This window comes from Micromonospora sp. WMMA1996 (assembly GCF_002573675.1).
Taxonomy (GTDB): domain Bacteria; phylum Actinomycetota; class Actinomycetes; order Mycobacteriales; family Micromonosporaceae; genus Micromonospora; species Micromonospora sediminicola.
This window is the reverse complement of the sequence record NZ_PDHU01000003.1, coordinates 676,489-702,533: the sequence shown is the minus strand read 5'-3', so window position 1 is coordinate 702,533 and position 26,045 is coordinate 676,489. Positions and strand designations below refer to the sequence as shown.

General features: G+C 74.1%; 17 protein-coding genes. 16 read left to right on the top strand and 1 reads right to left on the bottom strand.

Translation table 11 applies throughout. From position 1 onward, the window contains the following. Positions 1 to 11: 11 nt before the first annotated feature. From argS to prfA, 12 genes are all read left to right on the top strand, one after another. Positions 12 to 1,676 carry an arginine--tRNA ligase gene (gene argS / locus COO58_RS22925; protein ID WP_091571157.1) on the top strand — a complete coding sequence of 555 codons (1,665 nt, stop codon included), beginning with the start codon at positions 12 to 14 and terminating at the stop codon, positions 1,674 to 1,676. A gap of 6 nt (positions 1,677 to 1,682) precedes the next feature. After that, the gene (lysA, locus tag COO58_RS22920) at positions 1,683 to 3,068 is read left to right on the top strand and encodes a diaminopimelate decarboxylase (RefSeq protein WP_098747136.1); all 1,386 of its coding nucleotides are present in this window, start codon (positions 1,683 to 1,685) and stop codon (positions 3,066 to 3,068) included. Further along, positions 3,065 to 4,369: a homoserine dehydrogenase gene (locus COO58_RS22915; RefSeq protein WP_091571166.1), complete on the top strand. Its 1,305-nt coding sequence runs from the start codon at positions 3,065 to 3,067 to the stop codon at positions 4,367 to 4,369. The genes lysA and COO58_RS22915 overlap by 4 nt, the downstream gene beginning before the upstream one ends. Positions 4,370 to 4,484: 115 nt before the next feature. Then, the gene (gene thrC / locus COO58_RS22910) at positions 4,485 to 5,534 is read left to right on the top strand and encodes a threonine synthase (protein WP_091571171.1); all 1,050 of its coding nucleotides are present in this window, start codon (positions 4,485 to 4,487) and stop codon (positions 5,532 to 5,534) included. A gap of 153 nt (positions 5,535 to 5,687) precedes the next feature. Further along, positions 5,688 to 8,942, top strand: a complete 3,255-nt coding sequence (locus tag COO58_RS22905; RefSeq protein ID WP_098747134.1) for an efflux RND transporter permease subunit — start codon at positions 5,688 to 5,690, stop codon at positions 8,940 to 8,942. Positions 8,943 to 9,081: 139 nt separating this feature from the next. Further along, the gene (locus COO58_RS22900) at positions 9,082 to 9,903 is read left to right on the top strand and encodes a polysaccharide deacetylase family protein (RefSeq protein ID WP_098747132.1); all 822 of its coding nucleotides are present in this window, start codon (positions 9,082 to 9,084) and stop codon (positions 9,901 to 9,903) included. A 9-nt stretch (positions 9,904 to 9,912) separates the two neighbouring features. After that, positions 9,913 to 11,157 carry an MFS transporter gene (locus tag COO58_RS22895; protein WP_098747130.1) on the top strand — a complete coding sequence of 415 codons (1,245 nt, stop codon included), beginning with the start codon at positions 9,913 to 9,915 and terminating at the stop codon, positions 11,155 to 11,157. Between the two features lie 63 nt (positions 11,158 to 11,220). Beyond that, on the top strand, positions 11,221 to 12,123 hold the full coding sequence (gene thrB / locus COO58_RS22890; RefSeq protein ID WP_098747128.1) for a homoserine kinase: 903 nt from the start codon (positions 11,221 to 11,223) through the stop codon (positions 12,121 to 12,123). A 340-nt stretch (positions 12,124 to 12,463) separates the two neighbouring features. Further along, positions 12,464 to 14,563, top strand: a complete 2,100-nt coding sequence (rho, locus tag COO58_RS22885) for a transcription termination factor Rho (protein WP_098747126.1) — start codon at positions 12,464 to 12,466, stop codon at positions 14,561 to 14,563. 139 nt (positions 14,564 to 14,702) lie between these two features. Further along, positions 14,703 to 18,140 (top strand): phosphodiester glycosidase family protein, encoded by a 3,438-nt coding sequence (locus tag COO58_RS22880; protein ID WP_098747124.1) that lies wholly within the window; start codon positions 14,703 to 14,705, stop codon positions 18,138 to 18,140. Positions 18,141 to 18,511: 371 nt separating this feature from the next. Next, positions 18,512 to 18,736, top strand: coding sequence for a 50S ribosomal protein L31 (gene rpmE, locus COO58_RS22875; protein WP_013288272.1), 225 nt, complete (start codon positions 18,512 to 18,514; stop codon positions 18,734 to 18,736). A 90-nt stretch (positions 18,737 to 18,826) separates the two neighbouring features. Further along, positions 18,827 to 19,915: a peptide chain release factor 1 gene (prfA, locus tag COO58_RS22870; protein WP_098747122.1), complete on the top strand. Its 1,089-nt coding sequence runs from the start codon at positions 18,827 to 18,829 to the stop codon at positions 19,913 to 19,915. A gap of 75 nt (positions 19,916 to 19,990) precedes the next feature. On the opposite strand, the gene COO58_RS22865 is transcribed toward prfA, so the two are convergent. After that, complete coding sequence (locus COO58_RS22865; protein WP_091571201.1) at positions 19,991 to 21,544, bottom strand: diguanylate cyclase; 1,554 nt, start codon at positions 21,542 to 21,544, stop codon at positions 19,991 to 19,993. A gap of 73 nt (positions 21,545 to 21,617) precedes the next feature. Between COO58_RS22865 and prmC the strand changes: the two genes are divergently transcribed. From prmC to COO58_RS22845, 4 genes are all read left to right on the top strand, one after another. Then, the gene (gene prmC, locus COO58_RS22860) at positions 21,618 to 22,565 is read left to right on the top strand and encodes a peptide chain release factor N(5)-glutamine methyltransferase (protein WP_176558942.1); all 948 of its coding nucleotides are present in this window, start codon (positions 21,618 to 21,620) and stop codon (positions 22,563 to 22,565) included. After that, positions 22,565 to 23,209, top strand: coding sequence for an L-threonylcarbamoyladenylate synthase (locus COO58_RS22855; RefSeq protein ID WP_098747118.1), 645 nt, complete (start codon positions 22,565 to 22,567; stop codon positions 23,207 to 23,209). Before prmC ends, COO58_RS22855 begins: the two co-directional genes overlap by 1 nt. Next, on the top strand, positions 23,210 to 23,821 hold the full coding sequence (locus COO58_RS22850; protein WP_098747117.1) for a phosphotyrosine protein phosphatase: 612 nt from the start codon (positions 23,210 to 23,212) through the stop codon (positions 23,819 to 23,821). A 112-nt stretch (positions 23,822 to 23,933) separates the two neighbouring features. After that, a complete protein-coding gene (locus COO58_RS22845; RefSeq protein WP_091571214.1) occupies positions 23,934 to 26,045 on the top strand; it encodes a transglycosylase domain-containing protein in 2,112 nt (703 codons plus the stop codon).

Here is a 26,045-nt window from a genome sequence, read left to right as displayed (position 1 = left end):
AACATGGTTCGGTGACTCCCGCAGAACTCGCCGAGGTCGTCCTCGCCGCAGCCCACGCCGTCTTCGACGAGCGGGGCCTGGACCGTGCCGCGCTGCCCGCGCAGACCACCGTCGAGCGACCCCGTAACCCCGATCACGGCGACTACGCCTCGACGCTGGCGTTGCAGCTCAGCAAGAAGGTGGGCGTCCCCCCGCGGGAGCTGGCGTCGGCCCTGGCCGACCAGCTGGGCCGGGCGCCGGGGGTCAAGTCGGTGGAGATCGCCGGCCCGGGTTTCCTGAACATCCGGCTCGACGCGGGCGCCGCCGGCCAGCTGGCCAAGGTGATCGTCGAGGCCGGCCCGGCGTACGGGCGTTCCGACACCCTGGCCGGGCAGCGGATCAACCTGGAGTTCGTCTCGGCCAACCCGACCGGCCCGGTGCACATCGGCGGGGTCCGCTGGGCGGCCGTCGGTGACGCGCTCAGCCGCCTGCTCCGGGCCACCGGGGCCGACGTCGGCACCGAATACTATTTCAACGACGCCGGCTCGCAGATCGACCGGTTCGCCCGCTCGCTGCTGGCCGCGGCCAAGGGCGAGCCGGCGCCGGAGGACGGCTACGGCGGCGCGTACATCGCCGAGATCGCGGCGGAGGTCGTCAAGCGCCGGCCTGACGTGCTGGACCTGCCCGAGGACGCCGCCCAGGAGGTGTTCCGGGTCGAGGGCGTCCAGCTGATGTTCAGCGAGATCAAGTCCTCGCTGCGCGACTTCGGGGTGGAGTTCGACACCTACTTCAACGAGAAGGACCTGCACGACCGGGGCGAGCTGGAGAAGGCGCTGCTCCGGCTGCGTGAGCAGGGGCACGTCTTCGAGTCCGAGGGCGCCACCTGGCTGCGCACCACCGACTTCGGTGACGACAAGGACCGGGTGCTGCGCAAGTCCAACGGTGAGTGGACCTACTTCGCCGCCGACTGCGCCTACTACCTGGACAAGCGGGAGCGCGGCTTCGAGCGGGTCGTGATCATGCTGGGCGCCGACCACCACGGCTACATCGGCCGGATGAAGGCGATGGCCGCCTGCTTCGGCGACGACCCGGCGCGCAATCTGGAGATCCTCATCGGCCAGCTGGTCAACCTGCTCCGCGACGGCGCACCGGTGCGGATGAGCAAGCGGGCCGGCACCGTGGTCACCCTGGAGGACCTGGTCGACGCGATCGGCGTGGACGCCTCCCGCTACGCGTTGGCCCGTTACTCCAGCGACTCGCCGATCGACATCGACGTGGAACTGTGGACCCGGGCCACCCGCGACAACCCGGTCTACTACGTCCAGTACGTGGCCGCCCGGACCGCCAGCGTCGGCCGCAACGCGGCCGAGGCGGGGCTGACCCGGGGTGACGCCGCCGACTTCCGGGCCGAGCTGCTCGTGCACGAGAAGGAGAACGACCTGCTCAAGGCGCTCGCCGAGTTTCCGGCCGTGGTCGCCTCGGCGGCCGAGCTGCGCGGGCCGCACCTGGTGGCCCGCTACCTGGAGCGGCTCGCCGGGGCCTACCACCGGTTCTACGACAACTGCCGGATCCTGCCGCGCGGCGACGAGGAGGTCACCGACCTGCACCGGGCCCGGCTCTGGCTCAACGACGCCACCCGGACGGTCATCGCCAACGGCCTCCACCTGCTCGGCGTCTCCGCCCCGGAGAGGATGTAACCCCGCATGCGAGCGCACGAAGCCGGTGCCCTGCACGGCGACATCGGCAACCGCAGTCCGGCCTGGTTGCGTACCCCGGTCGACGTCAACGCCCTGGTGCCGCAGCTCTGGCCGCGTCACGTGGCGCGCGGCCCGGCCGGCGCGCTGACCGTCGCGGGCCTGGACGTCCGCGACCTCGCCGCCGAGTTCGGCACCCCGGCGTACGTGCTGGACGAGGACGACCTGCGCGAGCGCTGCCGCGAGTTCCGCGCCGCCTTCCCGGACGCGGACGTCTACTACGCCGGCAAGGCGTTCCTCTGCCGCGCCGTGGTCCGGATGATCGCCGAGGAGGGCATGTTCCTCGACGTGTGCACCGGCGGGGAGCTGGCCACCGCGCTCTCGGCCGGGATGCCGGCGGAGCGGATCGGCTTCCACGGCAACAACAAGTCGGTGGCCGAGCTGACCCGGGCGGTGGACGCCGGGGTCGGCCGGATCATCGTCGACTCGTTCGCCGAGATCGACCGGCTCTCCGAGCTGGCCCGCGAGCGCGGGGTACGCCCGCGGGTGCTGGTCCGGGTCACGGTCGGCGTGGAGGCGCACACCCACGAGTTCATCGCCACCGCGCACGAGGACCAGAAGTTCGGCTTCTCCCTCGGCGGCGGCGCGGCGGCCGCGGCCGCCTTCAAGATCCTCGACGAGGACGTGCTGGAGCTGCGGGGGCTGCACTCGCACATCGGCTCGCAGATCTTCGACGCCAGCGGCTTCGAGGTCTCCGCCCGCCGCGTGCTCGCGCTGCAGGCGCAGATCCGCGACGCCCGCGGCGTGGAGCTGCCGGAGCTGGACCTGGGCGGCGGCTTCGGTATCGCGTACACCACGCAGGACGACCCGGCGTCGCCGCACGACCTGGCGAAGCGGCTGCGCAAGATCGTCGACGGCGAGTGCGCGGCGGAGAACCTGGCCGTGCCGCACCTGTCGGTCGAGCCGGGCCGCGCCATCGTCGGGCCGGCCGTGTTCACGCTCTACCAGGTGGGCACGGTCAAGGACGTCGACGGCATCCGCACCTACGTGAGCGTCGACGGGGGGATGAGCGACAACATCCGGACCGCGCTCTACGACGCCTCCTACTCGGCCACGGTGGCGAACCGCACGTCGGCGGCGGAGCCGATGCTCGCCCGCGTGGTGGGAAAGCACTGTGAGTCCGGGGACATCGTGGTGAAGGATGAATTCCTGCCCGCCGACGTGCAGCCCGGAGATCTTGTCGCGGTGCCCGGCACCGGGGCCTACTGCCGGAGCATGGCCAGCAACTACAACCATGTCCCGCGGCCCCCGGTCGTCGCGGTCCGCGACGGTCGGGCCCGGCTGATCGTCCGCCGGGAGACCGAAGACGACCTGCTCGCATTGGATGTGGGATGACCTCACCGGTTCGCTTGGCGCTGCTCGGCTGCGGCACGGTCGGCAGCGACGTCGTGCGGCTGCTGCACGAGCAGTCCGCCGATCTCGCCGCCCGGATCGGCGCCCCGCTGGAGATCGCCGGCATCGCCGTACGCCGGCTCGGCCGGGACCGGGGTGACCTGCCGGTCGACCCGGCGCTGTTCACCACCGACCCGCTCGGGCTGGTCAAGCGGGACGACGTGGACGTGGTGGTCGAGGTCGTCGGCGGCATCGAGCCGGCCCGGGGCTGGCTGGTCGAGGCGCTGCGCGCGGGCAAGAGCGTGGTGACCGCCAACAAGGCGCTGCTCGCCGAGGACGGCGCCACGCTGCACGACGCCGCCGCCGAGGGCGGCGCGGACCTCTACTACGAGGCCAGCGTCGCGGGGGCGATCCCGCTGCTGCGCCCGTTGCGCGAGTCGCTGCACGGCGACCGGATCACCCGGGTCACCGGCATCGTGAACGGCACCACCAACTTCATCCTCTCCGCCATGGACGCCACCGGCGCCGGCTTCGCCGAGGCGTTGGAGGAGGCCACCGAGCTGGGGTACGCGGAAGCCGACCCGACGGCCGACGTGGAGGGCTTCGACGCCGCCGCCAAGGCCGCCATCCTCGCCTCGCTGGCGTTCCACACCCGGGTCACCGCCGCCGACGTGCACCGCGAGGGCATCACCGAGGTGACCGCCGCGGACGTGGCCAGCGCGAAGGCCATGGGCTGCACGATCAAGCTGCTCTGCATCGCCGCCCGGGGCGTCGACGAGGCAGGCCGGGAGACGGTGAACGTCCGGGTGCACCCGGCGATGATCCCGCTGACCCACCCGCTGGCCGGCGTCGGCGACGCCTTCAACGCGGTCTTCGTCGAGGCGGACGCGGCCGGTCAGCTCATGTTCTACGGTCGGGGGGCGGGCGGCGCGCCGACCGCCAGCGCGGTGCTCGGCGACGTGGTCGCGGTGGCCCGCAACCGTCTCGCCGGGGTGCACGCGGCCAGCGAGTCGGCGTACGCGGACCTGTCGGTGCGGCCGATGGGCGAGGCGCTCACCCGCTACCACATCAGCCTCGACGTGGCCGACCGGCCGGGTGTGCTGGCGGCGGTGGCCGGGGTGTTCGCCCGGCACGAGGTCTCCATCGCGACCGTGCGGCAGGGGCCCGCCGGGGGCGACGCCGAGCTGGTGATCGTCACCCACGTGGCGCCGGACGCGGCGCTCGCCGCCACCGTCCGCGAGCTGCGCGGGTTGGACATCGTCCGCTCGGTGGCCAGCGTGCTGCGGGTCGAGGGCGGCGCGTAACCCGGGCGTCCCGCCTGATGGTTAGGACGGGGTGTGCCGGTGACCGGTCGGGGAGGCTGGTCCACGCTGTTGGCGGGTCCCGGTCGGCCGGGGTCGGAGAGGCGAGGAGCGCGACATGTGGCGGGGACTCATCGAGGCGTACCGGGACCGTCTGCCGGTCACCGACGCCACTCCCGTCGTCACCCTGCACGAGGGGAACACGCCGCTGCTGCCGGCGCCGGTGCTCTCCGCCCGGGTCGGCGCGGACGTGTGGCTCAAGGTCGAGGGGGCGAACCCGACCGGCTCGTTCAAGGACCGTGGCATGACCCTCGCCGTCTCCAAGGCCGTCGAGGCGGGGGACAAGGCGATCATCTGCGCCTCCACCGGCAACACCAGCGCCTCGGCCGCCGCGTACGCGGCCCGGGCCGGGATCACCTGCGCGGTGCTGGTGCCCCAGGGCAAGATCGCGCTGGGCAAGCTGGCCCAGGCGCTGGTGCACGGCGCCAAGCTGCTCCAGGTGCAGGGCAACTTCGACGACTGCCTGGGCCTGGCCGGCAAGCTCGCCCAGGACTTCCCGGTCGCGCTGGTCAACTCCGTCAACATCGACCGGCTGCACGGGCAGAAGACGGCCGCCTTCGAGATCGTCGAGGCGCTCGGCGACGCGCCGGACATCCACTGCCTGCCGGTGGGCAACGCCGGCAACATCTCCGCCTACTGGATGGGCTACTCGGAGGACCTGCGCGACGGCAACGCCACGAAGGCACCCAGGATGTACGGGTTCCAGGCGGCCGGCGCGGCCCCGATCGTCACCGGCCAGGTGGTGCCCGAGCCGTCGACCATCGCCACCGCCATCCGGATCGGCAACCCGGCGAGCTGGACCAAGGCCATCGACGCGCGGGACGCCTCGGACGGTCTGATCTCGGCGGTCACCGACCGGGAGATCCTGTCGGCCTACCGGCTGCTGGCCCGTGAGGTCGGGGTCTTCGTCGAGCTGGGCAGCGCGGCCAGCGTGGCCGGCCTGCTCCAGCAGGCCGCCGCCGGCCGGGTGCCGGCCGGGTCGCGGGTGGTCTGCACGGTCACCGGCCACGGCCTGAAGGACCCGGAGTGGGCCATCTCGACGGCTCCCGCCCCGGTCACCATCGCCAACGACGCCCTCGCCGCCGCCCGCTCCCTCGACCTCGCCTGAGTCGTCCGTAGACCGGCCGGCGGCGGCGTCGACCGGCGGCGTCGAGCGCGGCGCCGGGTCCCTCCGGCGCCCCGGGCCGGCTGCTGGGAGCGTGATCGCGTACGGCAGACTCAGGGCACCCCGTAGACCCCTCTTCAGGAGTGAGTAACGCCCATGTCGCTGCTCGCCAGATTCAGTCTCGCCAACCGGGGCCTGATCGCCCTCATCGCGTTGGTGACCACGGCGTTCGGGGCGTTCGCCGTGCCGTCGCTGAAGCAGCAGCTGCTGCCGTCGCTGGAGTTCCCCGCCGCGTTCATCGTGGCCCCCTACCCGGGCGCCGCCCCGGAGATCGTCGAGTCCCAGGTCGCCGAGCCGATCGAGAACAGCCTGCAGGGCATCCCGGGGCTGGAGAAGGTCACCTCGACCTCCCGGGAGGGCGCGGCCACGGTCCAGGTGCAGTACGAGTTCGGCACCGACCTGGACGACGTGGTCAACAAGATGGAGACCGCGCTCAACCGGATCGACGCCCAGCTCCCGGAGGGCGTCGACCCGCAGGTGATCGCCGGCAGCACGGACGACCTGCCCGCCGTGGTGGTCGCGGCGACCGGCGACGGGGACGAGCGGGCGCTGGCCGAGAAGCTGCGCGCCACCGTCGTACCGGAGCTGGAGGGGCTGGACGGGGTGCGCGCGGTGGACGTCACCGGCGCCCGCGACCAGGTGGTGACCGTCACGCCGGATCCGGTGAAGCTGGCCGCCGCCAAGGTGGCGCCGACCGCGATCGCGCAGGCGCTGAAGACCAACGGGGTGGCCGTGCCGGCCGGGGCGCTGGCCGACGGTGACCGATCGCTGCCGGTGCAGGTCGGCACGCCGATCCGCACCGTGGACGACCTGCGGGGCATCGTGCTCACCACGGCGCCGGCGGCGCCGGTGCGCCTCGGCGACGTGGCCCGGGTGGAGCAGCAGCTCGCCCCGGCGACGTCCTTCACCCGCACCAACGGCAAGCCGAGCCTCGGGATCGCGGTCACCGCCAGCCCGGACGGCAACGCGGTCGGCATCTCGCACGACATCCGGGACCGGCTGGACGAGTTGGAGGCCGCCTCCGGCGCCGAGCTGACCGTGGTGTTCGACCAGGCCCCGTTCGTCGAGCGGTCCATCGAGAGCCTCACCACCGAGGGGCTGCTGGGCCTGCTGATGGCCGTCGTGGTGATCCTGGTCTTCCTGCTCTCGGTGCGGTCCACGGTGGTCACCGCGGTCTCCATCCCGCTCTCGGTGCTGGTCGCGCTGATCGTGCTCTGGGCCGGCGACTACTCGCTCAACCTGCTGACCCTCGGCGCGCTGACCATCGCGGTCGGCCGGGTGGTGGACGACTCGATCGTGGTGCTGGAGAACATCAAACGGCACCTGGAGTACGGCGAGGAGAAGCGGGCGGCGATCCTGACCGCGGTCCGCGAGGTGGCCGGCGCGGTGACCGCGTCCACGCTCACCACGGTCGCGGTGTTCGCGCCGATCGCCCTGGTCGGCGGCTTCGTCGGGCAGCTGTTCGCGCCGTTCGCGATCACCGTGACGGTGGCCCTGCTCGCCTCGCTGCTGGTGTCGCTGACCGTCATCCCGGTGCTGGCCTACTGGTTCCTGCGCCCGCGGCGCGGGGCCGACGACGCCGCCCGCGCGGCCGCCGAGGAGAAGGAGCTGCGCAGCCCGTTGCAGCGGGCGTACCTGCCGGTGATCGGCTTCGCCACCCGCTCCCGCAAGAGCCGGTGGGCCACCGTGGCGGTCGGCCTGCTGGTGCTGCTGGGCACGTTCGGTCTGGCGCAGAAGCTGGAGACCAACTTCCTGGACGACTCCGGCCAGGACACGCTGGCGATCCGGCAGGAGATGCCGGCCGGCACCGGACTCGCCGGCACCGACCGGGCCGCCGCCCGGGTCGAGGAGGTGCTGAAGCGTACGTCGGGGGTGGAGACCTACCAGGTCAGCGCCGGCGGCGGGGACAACCCGTGGGCGGGGGGCGGCAGCGACAGCGCCTCCTGGTCGTTGGCGCTCTCCGACGACACCGACGCCACGGCCGTGCGGCAGGTGCTGCGCAAGGAGTTCGACGCGCTCGGCCCGGAGGTCGGCGAGCTGACCTTCGGCGGTGGCCAGAACGCCTCCGCCAACCAGGTCGAGGTGGTGGTGCAGGCCGCCGACCAGGAGACGCTGACCCGGGCGGCGGAGGAGGTCCGCGCCGCGATGGCCGACACCCCCGGCGTGGAGGACGTCACCAGCGGCCTGGCCACCCGGGTGCCCCGGGTGGAGGTGACAGTGGACCGGGCCGCCGCGGCCCGCGCCGGTCTCACCGAGGCGGCCGTGGGGCAGCTCGTCGCGCAGACGTACCGGGGCGCGCCGCTCGGCCAGGTCACGCTGGGCGGCGCCGCGCAGGACGTGGTGCTGAGCACCGGGGCCCGGCCGCCGGTGAACGTGGCCGAGCTGCGGGCGCTGCGGGTGGGCCCGGTGACGCTGGACGCGATCGCCGACGTCAACCAGGTCGACGGCCCGCAGCAGGTCACCCGGATCGACGGTGAGCGCAGCGTCTCGGTCACCGGCACCGCCACCGGCTCGAACCTCGGCGCGACCACCCAGGAGCTGCAGAAGCGACTGGACGCGCTGGACGTGCCGGGCGCCACGTACGTGATCGGCGGGGTGAGCGCCGACCAGGCGGACGCGTTCGCGGACCTCGGCCTGGCCGTGCTGGCCGCCATCGCGATCGTCTTCCTGATCATGGTGGCGACGTTCCGGAGCCTGACCCAGGCGCTGATCCTGCTGATCTCGGTGCCGTTCGCGGCGACCGGGGCGATCGCGCTGCTGCTGGCCACCGGGACGCCGCTGGGCGTGCCGGCACTGATCGGCGTGCTCATGCTGGTCGGCATCGTGGTGACCAACGCGATCGTGCTGCTCGACCTGATCAACCAGTACCGGGCGCAGGGCATGGGCGTCACCGAGGCCGTGGTCGAGGGCGGCCGGCGTCGGCTGCGACCGATCCTGATGACCGCGGTGGCCACCATCTTCGCGCTGCTGCCGATGGCGTTCGGGCTGACCGGCGAGGGTGGCTTCATCTCGAAGCCGCTGGCCGTCGTGGTGATCGGCGGCCTGCTCAGCTCGACGCTGCTGACGCTGGTCCTGGTGCCGACGCTCTACACCATGGTGGAGCGGACCAAGGGTTCGCTGCGGGCCCGCCGGGACCGCCGCCGGGGTGCTCCGGAGCAGGTCGAGGCGGCCGAGCCGGCCGAGGCGCCCGCCCCGGAGCCGGTCCCGGTGGGCGTCGGCGGCGGGGAGCGCCCGGCCGAGGTGGCCGCGCCGCCGGCCCGGCCGTCGGGCGCCCTGATCGACGGTACGGACCAGTTCGAGGTGCTCCGCCTGCCCAAGAGCCGGCAGTCCCCGCTGCCCCCGACCGAGTGAGAGGAGGGGCCCCCGCTCGACACCTTCCGGATGAGCGGGGGCCCCATCCACGCGTGTCCGCCGCCGCGCGGGGCACATGGTGAGCCACCTCGGACGGTACGCTCAGTGAGCTGGTGCCTACTCGGGGTGCGGGGGCGTGATGGTCGACGGCGGGGGCCGGTGGGGTCGGCGCACGCTGCTGCGCCGGTCCGCGCTGCTGCTCGGCGGAGCCGCGCTCGGCTCCGCCGCGACGCTGGAGAGCGCCCGGGTGGCCGACCGCCGACTGCCGCTCGCGGGCGGCCCGGCCAGTGCCACCCTGGGCAACCGCCGGCAGGACGTCGGCTCGGGCGGGGTGCAGGTCGTCTGGGGCGTCCGCACCGACACGTCCCTGGTCGCGCTGACGTTCGACGACGGGCCGCGACCACAGTGGACGCCGATGGTGCTGGACACGTTGGCCGAGCACCGGGTGCCGGCCACGTTCTTCCTGGTCGGCGAGCGGGCCCGGCGGCACGCCGCGCTGGTGCGGGGGCGGATGGGCGGGCACGAGGTGGGCAACCACAGCTGGGCCCACCACGACCTCGCCCGGATGGACGCCACCAGGGCCCACGACGACCTGAGCCGCAGTCACGACGCGATCACGGCGGCCACCGGGGTGGCTCCCCGGCTGCTCCGTCCGCCCTGGGGACACCTGGGCGGGTCGGTGCTGCACGCGGCCGCGCGGCTGGACTACCGGCTGGTGCTCTGGACGCTCCAGATGGTCGAGAGCGAGTTCCCGCACGACCCGGCCGGGCACGCCCGGCGGATCGTCGCCGACGTCCGGCCCGGCACCATCCTGCTCGGCCACGACGTCGGTGACGAGCGGCGGTTGGTCGCCCTCCGCGGCCTGCCCGACATGATCACCGGGCTGAAGGCCCGGGGCTACACCTTCGTCACCGTCTCCGACCTGCTGCGTCGCGCTGCCGCTCCGGGGGCGGCCCGATAGGGTGCCGGCGTGTCGCCCACCCTCTCGGTCCTCGTCCGCAACCGCGACTTCCGCAACCTGTTCCTCGCCGAGCTGGTGGTGTTCGGCGCGGACTGGTTCGTCATGGTGCCGCTGCTGGTGCTGCTGCCGCAGCTGACCGGCAGCGGCGTCTGGGGCGCGCTGGTGCTGGCGGTGGACACCGGCACCACCGCGCTGCTGCTCCCGTACGCCGGCACCGTGGCCGACCGGTTCGACCGCCGCAAGGTCATGATGGTGGCCAACCTGGCCGCGCTCGCCGGCATCCTGCTGCTGCTCGGCGTCCGCGACGCCGGGACGGCCTGGCTGGCGCTGGTGTCGATCGCGATCGTGGCGGTGGCCAAGGCGTTCTACTCGCCCGCCGCCCAGGCGGCCCTGCCCAACGTGCTCGATCCGGCGGACCTGGCCGCCGGCAACGCGGTCGCCGGCTCGGCCTGGGGCACGATGACCGTGGTCGGCGCCTCGCTCGGCGGCATCCTGAGCGCCGCCGCCGGCCCGTACGCCAGTTTCTGGGTGGCCGCCGCGGCGCTGGCCGGGGCGGCGGGCCTGGCGGCGCTGATCCGTCGGCCGCTCCAGGCGCCCCGCGACCCGGCGGCGACAGTGCCGCGCACCTGGGCGGCGATCCGCGAGGCGCTGGGCTACATCGCGCACCGGCCGCGCGTGCTCGCGCTGGTCACGGTGAAGTCGGCGGTCGGTCTGGGCAACGGCGTGCTGACCGTCTTCCCGCTGCTGGCCGGCGTCTACGGGGTCGGGGCGGTCGGCGCGGGCCTGCTCTTCGCCGCCCGGGGCGCCGGCGCGCTGGTCGGCCCGATCCTGATGCGCCGGGTGCTCAGCAACCGGGCCTGGCTGCTCACCGGCCTGGCGCTGTCGATGTCGCTGTACGGCCTGGCCTACCTGGGCGCCTCGGCGGTGTCCTGGTTCCCGCTGGTCCTGGTCCTGGTCTTCCTCGCCCACCTCGGCGGCGGCAGCAACTGGGTGCTGTCCAACTACGCCCTGCAGGGCGAGGTGCCGGACCAGCTGCGGGGCCGGGTCTTCGCCACCGACATGATGCTGGCGACGCTGGCCATCGCGGTCAGCCAGCTGGTGGTGGCGCTGGTCGTGGACCGGGTGGACGAGCGGACCGTGCTGGCCGGCTGCGGCCTGGTGACCGTCGTCTACGCGATCGGCTGGCGGTTCGCGACGCGTCGCCTCTCGCTCGCCGACCCGGTGCCGGCGCAGGCGCCGGGCGGCGCCGGGTGACCCGCGGGTCCCACGCTGCGGGCGATCCGGCCGGCTGTCGGTGGCACGCCCTAGCATGAGCCGGTGCCGACCACTCTCACCTCCGGCCCGGTCCGGGTCCGGGTGCCCGCGACCAGCGCCAATCTCGGCCCCGGTTTCGACGCGCTCGGGCTGGCGCTCGGTCGCTACGACGACGTCACCGCCGAGGTGACCGACGGCGGCGTGCGGGTGGCGGTCACCGGCGAGGGCGCCGGGGAGTTGCCGGCGGACGAGCGGCACCTGGTGGTGACCGCCATGCGGGCCGCCTTCGACGTGCTCGGCGCGCAGCCGGCCGGCCTGGCGCTGGAGTGCGTCAACCGGATCCCGCAGGCCCGTGGCCTCGGCTCGTCCTCGGCCGCCATCGTGGCCGGGGTGCTGGCGGCCCGTGCGCTGGTGGCCGACGGTGGGCAGCGGCTCGGTGACGACGCGGCGCTGCGGCTGGCGGCGGAGCTGGAGGGGCACCCCGACAACGTCGCGCCGTGCCTGCTCGGTGGCTTCACCATCGCCTGGACGGAGCCGTCCGGCGCCCGGGCGGTCTCGCTGCCGGTGGCGTCGGCCGTCCGCCCGACCGTCTTCGTGCCCGCCGAGCGGGGCCTGACCGCGGAGGCCCGGGCCGCGCTGCCGACCACCGTGCCGCACGCCGACGCGGCGTCCAACGCGGGTCGGGCGGCCCTGCTGGTGCACGCGTTGACCGCCGACCCGGCCCTGCTGCTGCCGGCCACCGTCGACCGCCTGCACCAGGACCAGCGGGCGCCGGGGATGCCGGCCACCGCCGCGCTGGTGAGCGCGTTGCGTGGGGCCGGTGTGGCGGCCGTGGTCAGTGGGGCCGGTCCGACCGTGCTGGCGTTGTCCGAGGTCCCGGCGGGATTCGACCCGGGAACACAATGGCGCCGCTGGGAGTTGCCGATAGATGTCAGCGGGGCCCGGGTTTCCCGGGGTAGACTTTGACACGCCGAGCGGGACCCTGTTGCCGCAGGTCGGAAGAGTTGATTACGCTCTAGACCGAGCACAGCCGCGAAGCATGCGATCTTCCTGCGGTTCGGCGCACCCCCGAAGCTCTCGGCGGTCAGCCCGTCACCCCTGCCCAAGGCCCACGCCGCACCGCAGTTTCCACAGGTCGCCGCAGACGGCGAGACCTGCTCACCGATGTTTGGTGAGTCGGGAAACCGACCGGCTGCTGTGTTACAGACTCCCGCGACGCGTCCTTGCGAGGCGGGTGCACCGAGGCCGCCCGGCCACCTGGTTCCACGACTCCGGGCAGCCCCGGCCTATCGAGGGAAGGAATCCATTGAGCGACACCACCGACGTGACGTCGGATGTTTCCAACGTCGCTGGCGATGCCACCACCGCCGCCCCCACGCGCCGTCGGCGCAGCGGCACCGGCCTGTCGGCGATGCTGCTGCCGGAGCTCCAGAGCCTGGCCGCGTCGCTCGGCATCTCCGGTACGGCTCGCATGCGCAAGGGCGAGCTGATCAGTGCCATCACCGAGCGGCAGGGCGGCGCCGCCGCCGGAACCCCTCGACCGCGGGCCGAGGTCGCGGCCGCGGCCGCTCCCGCCCGCGAGGAGGTGCACGCCGAGGTCCGTGAGGAGCGGGCCGAGGCGCGTCCCACCGAGCAGGCGCCCACCGCCGAGGCGACCGAGGGTCGTACCCGTGGCCGTCGCAGCCGGGCCACCGCCGCCACCGCCGAGACGCGGCCGGCCGAGACGCGCGCCGAGGAGGCTCCCCCCGCCGAGACCGGCGAGCGGGCCGAGCGCGGCGAGCGTGGTGACCGGGCCGAGCGTGGCGAGCGCAGCGACGGCCGGGGCCGCGAGCGCAACGGCGAGCGGGCCGACCGCACCGAGCGGACCGACCGCACCGAGCGGACCGACCGCACCGACCGCACCGAGCGGGGCGACCGCAACGACCGGGGCGAGCGGGCCGAGCGGGGCGAGCGCAACGACCGGGGCGAGCGGGCCGAGCGGGGCGAGCGCAACGACCGGGGCGAGCGCGGCGAGCGCAACGACCGGGGCGACCGCAACGATCGGGGCGACCGCGCCGAGCGCAACGACCGTGACCGCAACGACCGTGACCGCAACGACCGTGACCGCAACGACCGGGGTCAGCGCGCCGAGCGGGGCGACGACGGTGACGACGACGGCGAGGGCGGCGGCCGGCGGGGCCGGCGCAGCCGGTTCCGGGACCGTCGACGCGGCCGTGGCGAGCGGGGCGAGGTCGGCGACAACGGCGGCGGCCGCGAGCCGCAGGTCGGCGAGGACGACGTGCTCGTCCCGGTCGCCGGCATCATCGACGTGCTCGACAACTACGCCTTCGTCCGGACCACCGGCTACCTGGCCGGCCCGAACGACGTGTACGTCTCGATGTCCCAGATCAAGAAGTACGGCCTGCGCCGCGGTGACGCCATCACCGGCGCCGTGCGGGCCGCGCGGGACGGCGAGCAGCGGCGCGACAAGTACAACCCGCTGGTCCGGCTGGACACCATCAACGGCATGGAGCCGGACGAGGCGAAGCGCCGGCCGGAGTTCTACAAGCTCACCCCGCTCTACCCGCAGGAGCGACTGCGGCTGGAGACCGAGCCGCACATCCTGACCACCCGGGTGATCGACCTGGTCATGCCGATCGGCAAGGGCCAGCGGGCGCTGATCGTGTCGCCGCCGAAGGCCGGTAAGACGATGGTGCTGCAGGCGATCGCGAACGCGATCACCCGCAACAACCCGGAGTGCCACCTGATGGTGGTGCTGGTCGACGAGCGGCCGGAAGAGGTCACCGACATGCAGCGGTCGGTGAAGGGCGAGGTCATCGCGGCCACGTTCGACCGTCCGCCGCAGGACCACACCACGGTGGCGGAGCTGGCGATCGAGCGGGCGAAGCGTCTGGTCGAGCTGGGGCACGACGTGGTCGTGCTGCTCGACTCGGTGACCCGGCTCGGTCGGTCGTACAACCTGGCGGCGCCGGCCAGCGGCCGGATCATGTCGGGTGGTATCGACTCCACCGCGCTCTACCCGCCGAAGCGCTTCCTCGGCGCCGCCCGCAACATCGAGAACGGCGGCTCGCTGACCATCCTCGCCACCGCGCTGGTGGAGACCGGGTCCATGGCGGACACGGTCATCTTCGAGGAGTTCAAGGGCACCGGCAACGCCGAGCTGAAGCTGGACCGGAAGATCGCCGACAAGCGGGTCTTCCCGGCGATCGACATCAACCCCTCCGGTACGCGCAAGGAGGAGGTCCTGCTCGCGCCGGAGGAGCTGGCGATCATCCACAAGCTCCGCAAGGTGCTGCACTCGCTGGACTCGCAGGCGGCGCTCGACCTCCTGCTGGACCGGCTCAAGCAGTCCCGCACCAACATCGAGTTCCTGATGCAGATCGCGAAGTCCACTCCGGGCGAGTGACCTGACGGATCCGACGACGAGGGGCACGGCCGACGGCCGTGCCCCTCGTTCGCGTACCGGCTCCGACGGCGTGAAGTTTTTCTACGGTTAAGCCGTGAGGTATTGAAACTTCTGTTCACGGTCGGGTTGACTGTCGTCCATGCGAATCCGCAGACGATCCGCCCGTTTCGCCGGCGTCCTGCTGCTGACGTCCCTGCTCACGCTCACCGCGCCGGTGTCACCGCCCGCCGCCGTGGCCGCGCCGCCGGTGTCCACTTCGGCCGAGGACGCGCCTGCCGCGTCGTCCCGATCCGATTCCGCCATCGCGTTGGCCGGCGTGGAACCGGCCGGCGGCCTGGAGACCACCAAGACCACCCGGCCGGTCGCGCCCGGCCTCGACCTGACCTCCTTCGACCGGTACGACGCGGCCGGCTGGCTACGCGCCGACGCGCTCACCGCGGACCTGTCCGGCGGGCTGACCGTCGACTACGTGAACTCCGGCGCGGTGACCCGGGACGAGCCGCTGCGCGCCGCGGTGGACCGCTCCCGGGCGGTGGCGGCGGTGAACGGCGACTTCTTCGACATCAACAACTCGGGCGCGGCGCAGGGCGTCGGCATCCGCTCCGGTGAGCTGGTGCAGTCGCCGATCGCCGGGCACCCGAACGCCGTGGGGATCAGCGCCCAGGGCATCGGCCGGGTCGTCCAGGTCGGCTTCGAGGGCACCGCCGCGCTGCCCGCCGGCCCGGTGTCGCTGACCCAGTTCAACAACATGGTGCAGCGCGACGGCGTGGGCGCCTTCACCCCGCTCTGGGGCTCGTACCCCCGGCAGCGCGCGGTGGACGGCGCGGCGCGGGTGGTCGAGGTGACGCTGACCGGCGGCCGGGTGGCCGCCGTGGCCACCGCGGCGGGGGAGGGCCCGATCCCGGCCGGCAGCACCGTGCTGCTCGGGCGGGAGGCCGGCGCCGACGCGCTCGCCGCGCTGCGCCCCGGCGACGCGGTGGACCTGTCCTGGCGCCCGCGCTCCTCCGACGGCGGCGACCTGCGGGCCGCCGTGGGCGGCGGCAGCGTGCTGGTCCGCGACGGCGTGGTGCAGACCGTCGCCGACCAGTCGCTGGCCCCGCGTACCTCGGTGGGCTTCTCCGCCGACGGCCGAAAGATGATCATGTTGACCGTGGACGGGCGGCAGGTGGACAGCCGCGGCGTCACCCAGACCGAGATGGGCCGGATGATGGCCGAGCTGGGCGCGGCGAACGCGCTCAACCTCGACGGCGGCGGCTCCTCCACCCTGCTGGCCCGCGAGCCGGGCGCGCCGGCGGTCCAGGTGGAGAACAGCCCGTCCGACGGCAGCGAGCGCCCGGTGCCGAACGGCCTGGCCGTCTACGCACCGAAGGGCAGCGGCCGGCTCACCGGCTACTGGCTGGAGACCGCCAGCGACCCGACCGCCGCGCCGGGCGTCGCCCCGGTGCGGGGTGGGCGGCCGGACCGCGTCTTCCCCGGCCTCACCCGCCGCCTCACCGCCGCCGGCTACGACGAGACGTACGGCCCGGCCGCCGGCGAGCCGCGCTGGCGCGCCACCCACGGCCGGGTCGACGGCGACGGCGTGTTCCGGGCCACCGTCCCCGGCCGGAGCACCGTCACCGCCTCCCGGGGCCGGGCCCGGGGCACGATCGAGCTGACCGTGCTCGGCCCGCTGGAGCGGATCGACGGCACCGTCGACCGGGTGGGCCTCGACCGGGCCGGCGACACCGGCCTGTTCGGCGTGGTCGGCTACGACGCGGAGGGGAACACCGCGCCGATCGAGCCCGACGACCTGACGTTGGAGTACGACCACGCCCTGCTCTCGATCACCCCCACGAGCGACGGCAACCTGGCCGTGAAGGCGCTCGGCGGGTCCGGCTCGGCGCTGGTCACCGCCCGCGTCGGCGCGCGCAGCACGGTGCTGCCGGTGACCGTCGGGCTGACCGACGTGCCGGTGGCCGGCTTCGACGACGCCGCGTCCTGGACGTTCAGCCAGGCCCGCGCCTCCGGGTCGGTCGCCCCGGCCGAGGGGCACACCGGCGCCGGCCTGCGGATGTCGTACGACTTCAGCCAGTCGACCGGCACCCGGGCCGCGTACGCCGACCCGCCGGCCTGGATCGACGTGCCCGGCCAGCCGCAGGCGTTCGGAATGTGGATCAAGGCCAACGGCACCGGCGAGTGGCCGAGCCTGCACCTGCACGACGCGCAGGACACCCAGTTCGTGCTCCGCGGCCCCTACCTGGACTGGACCGGCTGGAAGTACGTCGAGTTCGCGGTGCCGCCCGGGGTGCAGTACCCGGTGCGGGTGCGCCGGTTCTACGTGGCCGAGACCGACCCGGCCAAGCAGTACCGCAGCGAGGTGGTCATCGACGACCTGGTGGCCCGGGTGCCGCCGGACGTGCAGGCGCCGCCGGAGCCGAACCGGACCGACCGGGTGGTGCTGCGCGACGGCACGGTGGACGGCGCGCCCTGGCGCTTCGCGGTGCTCTCCGACGCCCAGTTCGTCGCCGCCGACCCGGACAGCGAGCTGGTCGCCCAGGCCCGCCGCACGCTGCGCGAGGTCCGCGCCGCCCGACCGGACTTCCTGATCATCGACGGCGACTTCGTGGACACCGCGTACCCGGCGGACTTCGCGTTGGCCAAGCGGATCCTGGACGAGGAGCTGGGCGGCCAGGTGCCCTACTACTACGTGCCGGGCAACCACGAGATCATGGGCGCGCCGATCGACAACTTCCGGAGCGTGTTCGGGGACACCTCGCGCGTCTTCGACCACGCCGGGACCCGTTTCGTCACCCTGTCCACGGCCACCGGGTCGCTGCGCGGGGGCGGGTTCGACCAGGTGGAGCTGCTGCGCCGGACGCTCGACGCGGCGGCCGCCGACCGGTCGGTCGGCTCGGTCGCGGTGTTCTTCCACCACCCGCCGCGTGATCCCAGCCCGGCCAAGGCCAGCCAGCTCGGCGACCGGAAGGAGGCCGCTCTGGTCGAGCAGTGGCTGGCCGACTTCCAGCACCGCACCGGCAAGGGCGCGCTGGTGGTGAACGGGCACGTCGGCACGTTCCACGCCGACCGGGTGGACGGGGTGCCGTACGTGATCAACGGCAACGCGGGCAAGGATCCCTCCACCCCGGCCGGGCTCGGCGGGTTCACCGGCTGGACCGAGTTCGGGGTGGACCCGGTGACGCCCCGGGAGGCCGAGCGGGCCCGCCGGGACCCGCTGGCGGAGGGGCCGCGCTGGGTGGCGGCGGAGACGCACGCCCACGTCGACCGGCTCGACCTGACCGCGCCGGCCGAGGTGCGGGTGGGGACCCCGGTGGCCGTCGCCGCCACGCTCACCCAGCCCGGCGGCCGGCAGGTGCCGGTGGCCGCGCCGGTCAGCGCGGACTGGTCCGGCTCGCCGAACCTGCACATCGGCAGCGCGGTGGGCGTCCGTCCCTGGCACGCCGCCCGCTTCGACCCGGTGACCGGCAAGCTGACCGCGCTGCGCCCCGGCGTCCAGGTCCAGCTGACGGTGACGGTGAACGGAGTGAAGGCCGAGGCGCAGGTGACCACCGTCGCCCCAGCCCGGCCCCCCGCGGCCTGACCCCAGGGCCGGGGCTCCTCGACCTGGGGGAGGAGCCCCGGCACCGGCTCGTCGATCATGAAGTTGGCCGGGACAAAAGCGACAGGAAATGCGGCCAACTTCATGATCGACCGGCTCGGCGCGGGTGGGCGCGGCTCGGCGCGGGTGGGCGCGGGTGGGTCGGGGAGGGTCGGGGGGCTTGGGTGGTGTGGGGGTGGGAATGCGGTGGGGCGGGCGGGCGTTGTGGCAGCCGGACCTGCTGTGTCGAGTGGGCGACGCCCATGGCACACTGGTCAATCGGCCACCGGTTCCGGTTCACGCCCGAGCCCGTCGCGGACGACGGGGAGCACCGACGGCGACCCGGCGACCACCGACGAAAGGACCGAGGCGACATGAAGCCCAACATCCACCCGGAGTACGTGACCACCGAGGTCCGCTGCTCCTGCGGCAACACGTTCACGACCCGCAGCACCGCCAAGGGCGGCGCCATCAGCGTCGAGACCTGCAGCGCCTGCCACCCGTTCTACACCGGTAAGCAGCGCGTGCTGGACACCGCCGGTCGGGTCGCGAAGTTCCAGCAGAAGTACGCCAAGGTTCAGGCCAAGAAGGCCAAGTAGCTCCGTCGACGACGCCCGTGTCCGGCTCCGTGCCGGGCACGGGCGTTCGTCCGTTTTCCGCCCGGCGTCTTCCGAAGGAGCATCCGCAGCATGAGCAGTGAGCGCCTGGCCGCCCTCCTCGACGAGTACGCCGAGCTGGAGAAGCGGCTCGCCGACCCGGCCATCCACGCCGACCAGGGCGCCGCCCGGCGGGTCGGCCGCCGGTACGCCGAGCTGGTGCCGCTGCACAAGGCGGCCGGCGAGCTGGAGCAGGCCCGGGCCGACCTGGCCGCGGCCCGTGAGCTGGCCGCCGAGGACGCGACGTTCGCCGCCGAGGCGGAGACCATCGCGGCCTCGCTGCCGGCGCTGGAGGAGCGGTTGGCGGAGCTGCTCATCCCGCGCGACCCGCACGACGCCAAGGACGTGATCGTCGAGATCAAGGCCGGCGAGGGCGGCGAGGAGTCCGCGCTGTTCGCCGGCGACCTGCTGCGGATGTACACCCGCTACGCCGAGCGGCGCGGCTGGGTCACCGAGGTGATCGACGCCCAGGACTCCGACCTCGGCGGCGTCAAGGACGTCTCGCTGGCGATCAAGACCAAGGGTGTGCCGGACGGCGGCAACGGCGTCTGGTCCCGGCTCAAGTGGGAGGGCGGCGTGCACCGGGTGCAGCGGGTCCCGGTCACCGAGTCGCAGGGCCGGATCCACACCAGCGCCGCCGGTGTGCTGGTGCTGCCCGAGGCGGAGGACGTCGACGTCACCATCGACCCGAACGAGCTGCGGATCGACGTGTTCCGCTCGTCCGGCCCCGGCGGCCAGTCGGTCAACACCACCGACTCGGCGGTCCGGATCACCCACGTGCCGACCGGCATCGTGGTGTCCTGCCAGAACGAGAAGTCGCAGTTGCAGAACCGGGAGCAGGCCATGCGGATCCTGCGCGCCCGGCTGCTCGCCGCGGCCCAGGAGCAGGCCGACGCGGCGGCCTCCGACGCGCGCAAGGCGCAGGTCCGCACCGTGGACCGGTCGGAGCGGATCCGCACCTACAACTTCCCGCAGAACCGGATCACCGACCACCGGATCGGCTACACCGCGTACAACCTCGACCTGGCGTTGGCCGGCGAGCTGGACGGGGTGCTCGACGCGCTGGCCGAGGCGGACCGCGCGGCCCGGCTGGCCGGAGAGACCGAGCTGTCCCGCCGCTGACCAGGCCCGCTGGAGTTCGTCAACAAGGGGCCCCGCCTCTACCGGAGGCGTTGACAGGGGGCCCCGCCTTGCGCCTCAGCTGGCGCGGAGCCGGTCCTTGGCGCGCAGCATCGCCCGGTCGGCCAGCTCGAACGCGGTGCCGAGCGCCTCGCGGACGCTGACCGTGGTGCTGCCGTCGACCTCGGCGAAGCCGATCGTCACGCCGACCGGGGTGCCCGGGACCAGCGACTCCCAGTCCTCGGTGCGGACGGCCGCCTCGATCCGCCGCGCCACCTCGACCGCCTCCGCCATGCCGGTGTCCGGGAGCACCACGACGAACTCGTCCCCGCCGTAGCGGGCGACGAAGTCGCCCCGCCGCATCACCCGGTTGATCACGCCGGCGATCCGTTGCAGCACCAGGTCGCCGGAGTGGTGGCCGTGCCGGGTGTTGACCGCCTTGAACCCGTCGAGGTCGCACACGCCGATCACCACCCGCTCGCCCCGGGACACCACCGCGCCGAGGTAGCGCTCCAACCGCCGCCGGTTGGGCAGGCCGGTGAGCGGGTCGGTGAGCGCCTCGCCCTCGTACCGGGCCGCCTCGCGGCGCATCTCCTCGTGGTCGATCCGGGCGGCGATGCCGTCGATGTAGACGTCCCGCAGGCGGTCGCTGCGCCGCGCGGCCAGCCGGAACGCGTGCCGGTCGGCCCGGTGTGCGCCGGCGTGGTCGCCGGCCCGGGCCAGCGCGACGCTGCGCAGCCGGGGCGCCTCGGCCGCGCCCAGCGTCTCGTCGGAGACCCGCAGCGCGTCCAGCCGGGTGACCGCCTCGATCGGCCGGCCGGCGGCGACCGCCAGGCAGACCTGTCCGAGCTGGCGCAGGTCGCGCGCGCGGGCGCTGTCGCCGCCGTGGCCGAGCAGGCGGTTCGGGTCGGCGTCCCCGGCCGACTCCACCCGGTCGCCGAGCGCGGCCCGCCGGGCGGCGGCGTAGCCGTAGGCGGCGAGGCTGCTGGGGCGCAGGTTGCCGGCCCGCCCGCCGCGCAGGAACCGGGCCAGGTCGCCGGCCACGTCGCGGAGCACCCGCAGGCATCCGTCGCTGTCGCCGTTGTGGTCCAGGGCCACCGCGTTGCGCAGCCGGATCCCCGGCGCGGCAAACGTCTCCTCCGGGATGCCCGCGCTCAGCCCGACCTCGCGGGCCCGCTCGATCGCGCCGAGGGCGTGGCCGTGGAAGCTGAGGTACGAGTACGCCATCGCCAGGTCGTGCCAGCCCCAGGCGGTGTCCCGGTCCGGGGTGTCGTCGGCGCCCAGCGCCCGGGCGGCCCGGACCAGGTGCATGACGCACCGGTCGAGCGCGCCCTGGTGGTGGGCGGCGAGCGCGGCGAGGGCGTTGAGGTGCCCGTGCAGGTAGGGCTCGGCGAGGTCCCGCACGGCGGCGGAGGCGTCCTCGATGGCCCTGGTGAACTCGGCCGTCCGACCGAGATTGATCAGCGCGGAGAGGCGTTGCACCAACGCGTCGGCGCGCGCGTACGGGTCGTCGGTGGTGCGGATCACCCGGTCGAGCAGGACGCAGGCCTCCGCCGAGCGGCTGACCTCCTGCAACGCCCGGGCACGTCGGAGGGCGTCAACCTGGTCCTCGACCTGGTCGAGCCAGCCCACTCGCGACCTCCCTGCCGTGTGCGCCCGGACGCACCCGTTCGTGAGGTGACCCGCGACGCTTCATGATTATTGCGTGAGCACACTCCCGCAACACCCGTCCGAAGGGACAGAACGCGAACGGGCCTCGCTGGTGGTGGCCCGGGTCGCCCGGGCGCTGGCCGCGGCCGGGGTCGAGGCGCCCCGCGCGGAGGCCGAGCAGTTGGCCGCGTACGTGCTGGCGGTGCCGCGCGGCCGGCTGGCGCTGGCCGACGGGTTCGGCCCGGCCCAGCGCGACCGCCTGGACGCGCTGGTCGCCCGGCGGGTGGCCCGGGAGCCGTTGCAGCACCTGGTCGGCGCGGCCGGGTTCCGGCACCTGGAGCTGGCGGTCGGGCCGGGGGTGTTCGTGCCCCGGCCGGAGACCGAACTGCTCGCCGGTTGGGGGATCGACCGCGCCCGCCGGCTCGCCGCGCCGCTCGTGGTGGACCTGTGCAGCGGCTCCGGCGCGATCGCCCTCGCGGTGGCGCAGGAGGTGCCGGCGGCCCGGGTGGTGGCGGTGGAACGGTCCCCGGCCGCGCTGGCCTGGCTGCGTCGTAACGCCGCCGCCCGCGCCGGGGCGGGGGACCGGCCGGTCGAGGTGGTGGTCGCCGACGTCACCGACCCGGAGTTGCTGGCCGACCTGGAGGGCCGGGTCGACGTGCTGCTCTGCAACCCGCCGTACGTGCCCCGGTCGGTGGTGGTGCCGCCGGAGGTGGCCGGTCACGACCCGGACGAGGCGGTGTTCGGCGGCGCGGACGGGCTGGACGTGATCCGCCCGGTGGTGGCCCGGGCCGCCGCGCTGCTGCGCCCGGGCGGCGGGATCGGCGTCGAGCACGACGACACGCACGCCGCGGCGGTGCCGGCGCTGCTCGCCGGCGACGGCCGCTACGAGCGCGTGGCGGAGCACCGGGACCTGGCCGGGCGGCCCCGCTGGGCGACGGCGTCCCGCCGGGCGGACGGCCGACACGCCGACCCCGGGGCGGCGTGGCAGACTGACTCCTCGTGATGCTCTACGACTGTCGGTCGCCCGCCGACCGGGACCGCGGCATCGCCGCTGCCATCGAGGCGGTCAAGAACGGGGAACTGGTCGTCCTGCCGACCGACACGGTCTACGGGATCGGGGCGGACGCCTTCACCCCGTACGCGGTGAAGGCCCTGGCGGACACCAAGGGCGGCGCCCGGCAGGCGCCGCCGGTGCTGATCGGCTCCCGGCACACGCTCGACGGCCTGGTGTTCTCGCTGCCGCAGGCGGCCCGCGACCTGGTCGAGGCGTTCTGGCCGGGCGCGCTGACGATCGTGGTGGAGCACTCGCCGAGCCTGGCCTGGGACCTGGGCGACACCAGCGGCACGGTGGCGGTGCGGATGCCGCTGCACCCGGTCGCGCTGGAGGTGCTGCGGGAGACCGGGCCGATGGCGGTGGCCTCGGCCAACAAGATCGGCCAGCCCGCCGCGCTCACCGCGGAGGAGGCCCGCGACCAGCTCGGCTACGGCGTGCGGGCCTATCTGGAGGCCGGGCCGGCGGTGGACCCGGTGCCGAGCACCATCGTCGACCTCACCGGCGAGGTGCCGCGGGTGCTGCGGCAGGGCGCGGTGACGCTGCCCAAGCTGCGCGACGTGGTGCCGGACATCCTCGACGAGCGGGGGATCTGAGTGCCGCCCTTCACCGTCCTGCACGTCTGCATGGGCAACATCTGCCGTTCCCCGATGGCCGAGCGGCTGCTGCTGCTCGCGGTCCGGGAGCGGCTGGGCCGCCTCGATGTCGACCCGGCCGGTTCGGACGCGCTGGTGCACAGCCACAGCGCCGGCACCGGTGGCTGGCACGCGGGCGAGGAGATGAACCCGCCCGCCGCCCGGCAGGTGACCGCGCGCGGCGGTGACGTGGCCGGGTTCGCCGCGCGCCGGCTCCGCTCGGACCTCATCGACGCCGCCGACCTGGTGCTCACCGCCACCGCCGACCAGCAGGAGTACGTGGTGGCGCTGCGCCCGGACGCCGCCGGGCGCACGTTCGTGCTGGGCGAGTTCGGCCGGCTGCTCGGCGGCCTCGACCGGTCCGCCCTGCCGCCCGCCGAGCCGACCCCGGACGCCGTGCACGCCCGTGGGGTGGCGCTGGTGGCGGCGGTCGACGCGCTCCGCCGGGGCGCCGCCGCGCTGCCCACCGACGATCTGGACGACCCGTGGGGTCGGGGCGACCAGTGCTTCAGCCGGGTGGCCGACGAGATCGAGGAGACGGTCCAACCGCTGGCCGCCGAGCTGCTGCCCTGACGTTCATCCTTTCTCGCGAACTTCCTGCGCATTTCGCCGAAGATGGCGGTGAAAGCGGCGATTCCGGTCATTCTTGACGGGTCCGTACGGCCGGCTCCTGCGGGGAGAGCTGATGAACCGGGCCCATCTCGACAAGCTGTTCACCGTTCTGCTCGCCGGCGTGCTCGCCGGACTGGCCCTGGCCGCCGCGGCGCTGCCGGCCGCGCTGGTCCTCGGGTTGGGCGTGAAGAACCTGATGCCGTACACCACGCTGCCGGAGGCGCTCAGGGCGCCGCAGCCGGCGCAGCGATCCAACCTCTACGCCAACGACGGCCAGACGCTGATCACCTCGTTCTACGTCGAGGACCGGGTGGACGTGCCGGTCGCCGAGGTGGCGCCGGTGATGCGGGACGCCATCGTGGCCGCCGAGGACGTGCGCTTCTACGAGCACCACGGCGTCGACGTGCGCGGCGTGGTGCGGGCGTTCACGGCCAACCGCCGGGAGGGCACCCGGCAGGGCGCCTCCACGCTGACCATGCAGTACGTGCGCAACGCGCTGGCCGGTGACCCCCGGCTGACCGAGGAGCAGCGGGCCGCGGCCACCGAGATCACCGTCGGCCGCAAGATCCGCGAGATGCGGTACGCGCTGACGCTGGAACGGCAGGTCGGCAAGGACGAGATCCTCGGGCGGTACCTGAACATCGCGTACTTCGGCGCGGGCGCGTACGGCATCGCCGCCGCCAGCAAGCGCTACTTCTCCACCACCCCGGACCGGCTCACGCTGGCGCAGGCCGCGCTGCTCGCCGGGCTGGTCCGCTCGCCGGCGAGCGACGACCCGATCAACGGCGACGCCGACGCGGCGGTGGCCCGCCGGGCGTACGTGCTGGACCGGATGGTGGAGACCGGCCGGGTGAGCGCGGCGGACGCCGCCGCGGCGAAGGCCACGGAACTGGCCCTCGACCCCAAGAGCACCCCGAACGACTGCGCCGCCGTGCCGGCCGCCCACAACGACTGGGGCTTCTTCTGCGACTGGTTCACCCAGTGGTGGAACGCCCAGCCGGCATTCGGCAAGACCGTGGACGAGCGCCAGCGCACGCTGCGCCGGGGCGGGTGGTCCATCGTGTCCTCGCTCGACCCGGACGTGCAGGGCAAGACCAGCGAGCAGGTGCGCGCGATCTACCCGGAGACGATCCAGCGCGCCGCGCCCACCGCGGTGGTGCAGCCGGGCACCGGGCGGGTCCTGGCCATGGCGGTCAACCGCTCCTACGGCGTGGCCGAGAACCCGGCCGGGCAGCAGAACTACCCGAACACGGTCAACCAGCTGGTGGCCGGCGGCGGTGGCATCACCGGCTACCAGGCCGGCTCGACGTTCAAGCTGTTCGCGCTGCTGGCCGCGCTGGAGTCCGGGCTGCCGCTGGACACCGAGTTCGACGCCCCCCGGGTCTACGTCACGAAGTACCCGATCGACGGCGGCCCGGCCAGCTGTGGCGGCCGGTGGTGCCCGGAGAACGCCAACACCTACTGGATGGACGGCGACCGGGACATGTGGGACGCCTTCGGTCGCTCGGTGAACACCTACTTCGCCTGGCTGACCGAGCGGGTCGGCGCGGACCGGGTGGTCGAGATGGCCGAGCGGCTGGGCATCGTGTTCCGCGCCCCCGAGGACGCACGGATGGCCCGCGACGGGGCGAAGAACTGGGGGCCGTTCACGCTCGGCGTCTCCGCCACCACGCCGCTGGACCTGGCCAACGCGTACGCCACCGTGGCCGCCGAGGGCACCTGGTGCCGGCCCACCCCGGTCACCTCCATCACCGACCCGTCCGGCCGTAAGGTGGCCGCCGGGGACACCGACTGCCGGCAGGTGCTGGACACCGAGGTGGCCCGCGCGGCCGCCGACGCCAGCCGCTGCCCGGTCGGCGACCAGTCGATGTATCGCAAGTGCGACGGCGGCACGGCCGAGGAACTGGCCCCCGGCCTGCGCCGCCCGCTCGCCGGCAAGACCGGCAGTTCGGAGCGGAACGCCACCGAGACGGTCGTCGCGTTCACCCCGCAGCTCTCCGTGGCGACCATCGCCGCCAACCCGGACGACCCCCGGGACGCGGTCGGCGGCGGCGTGCAGAAGCGGCAGATCGCCGCCGTCGGCCGCATCCTCGCCTGGGCCCTGCGCGACCAGCCGGTCGAGGACTTCGTCCCTCCGGGCCAGCCCGTCGCGTTCGAACACACCAGCCCCCGCACCGGCAACTGA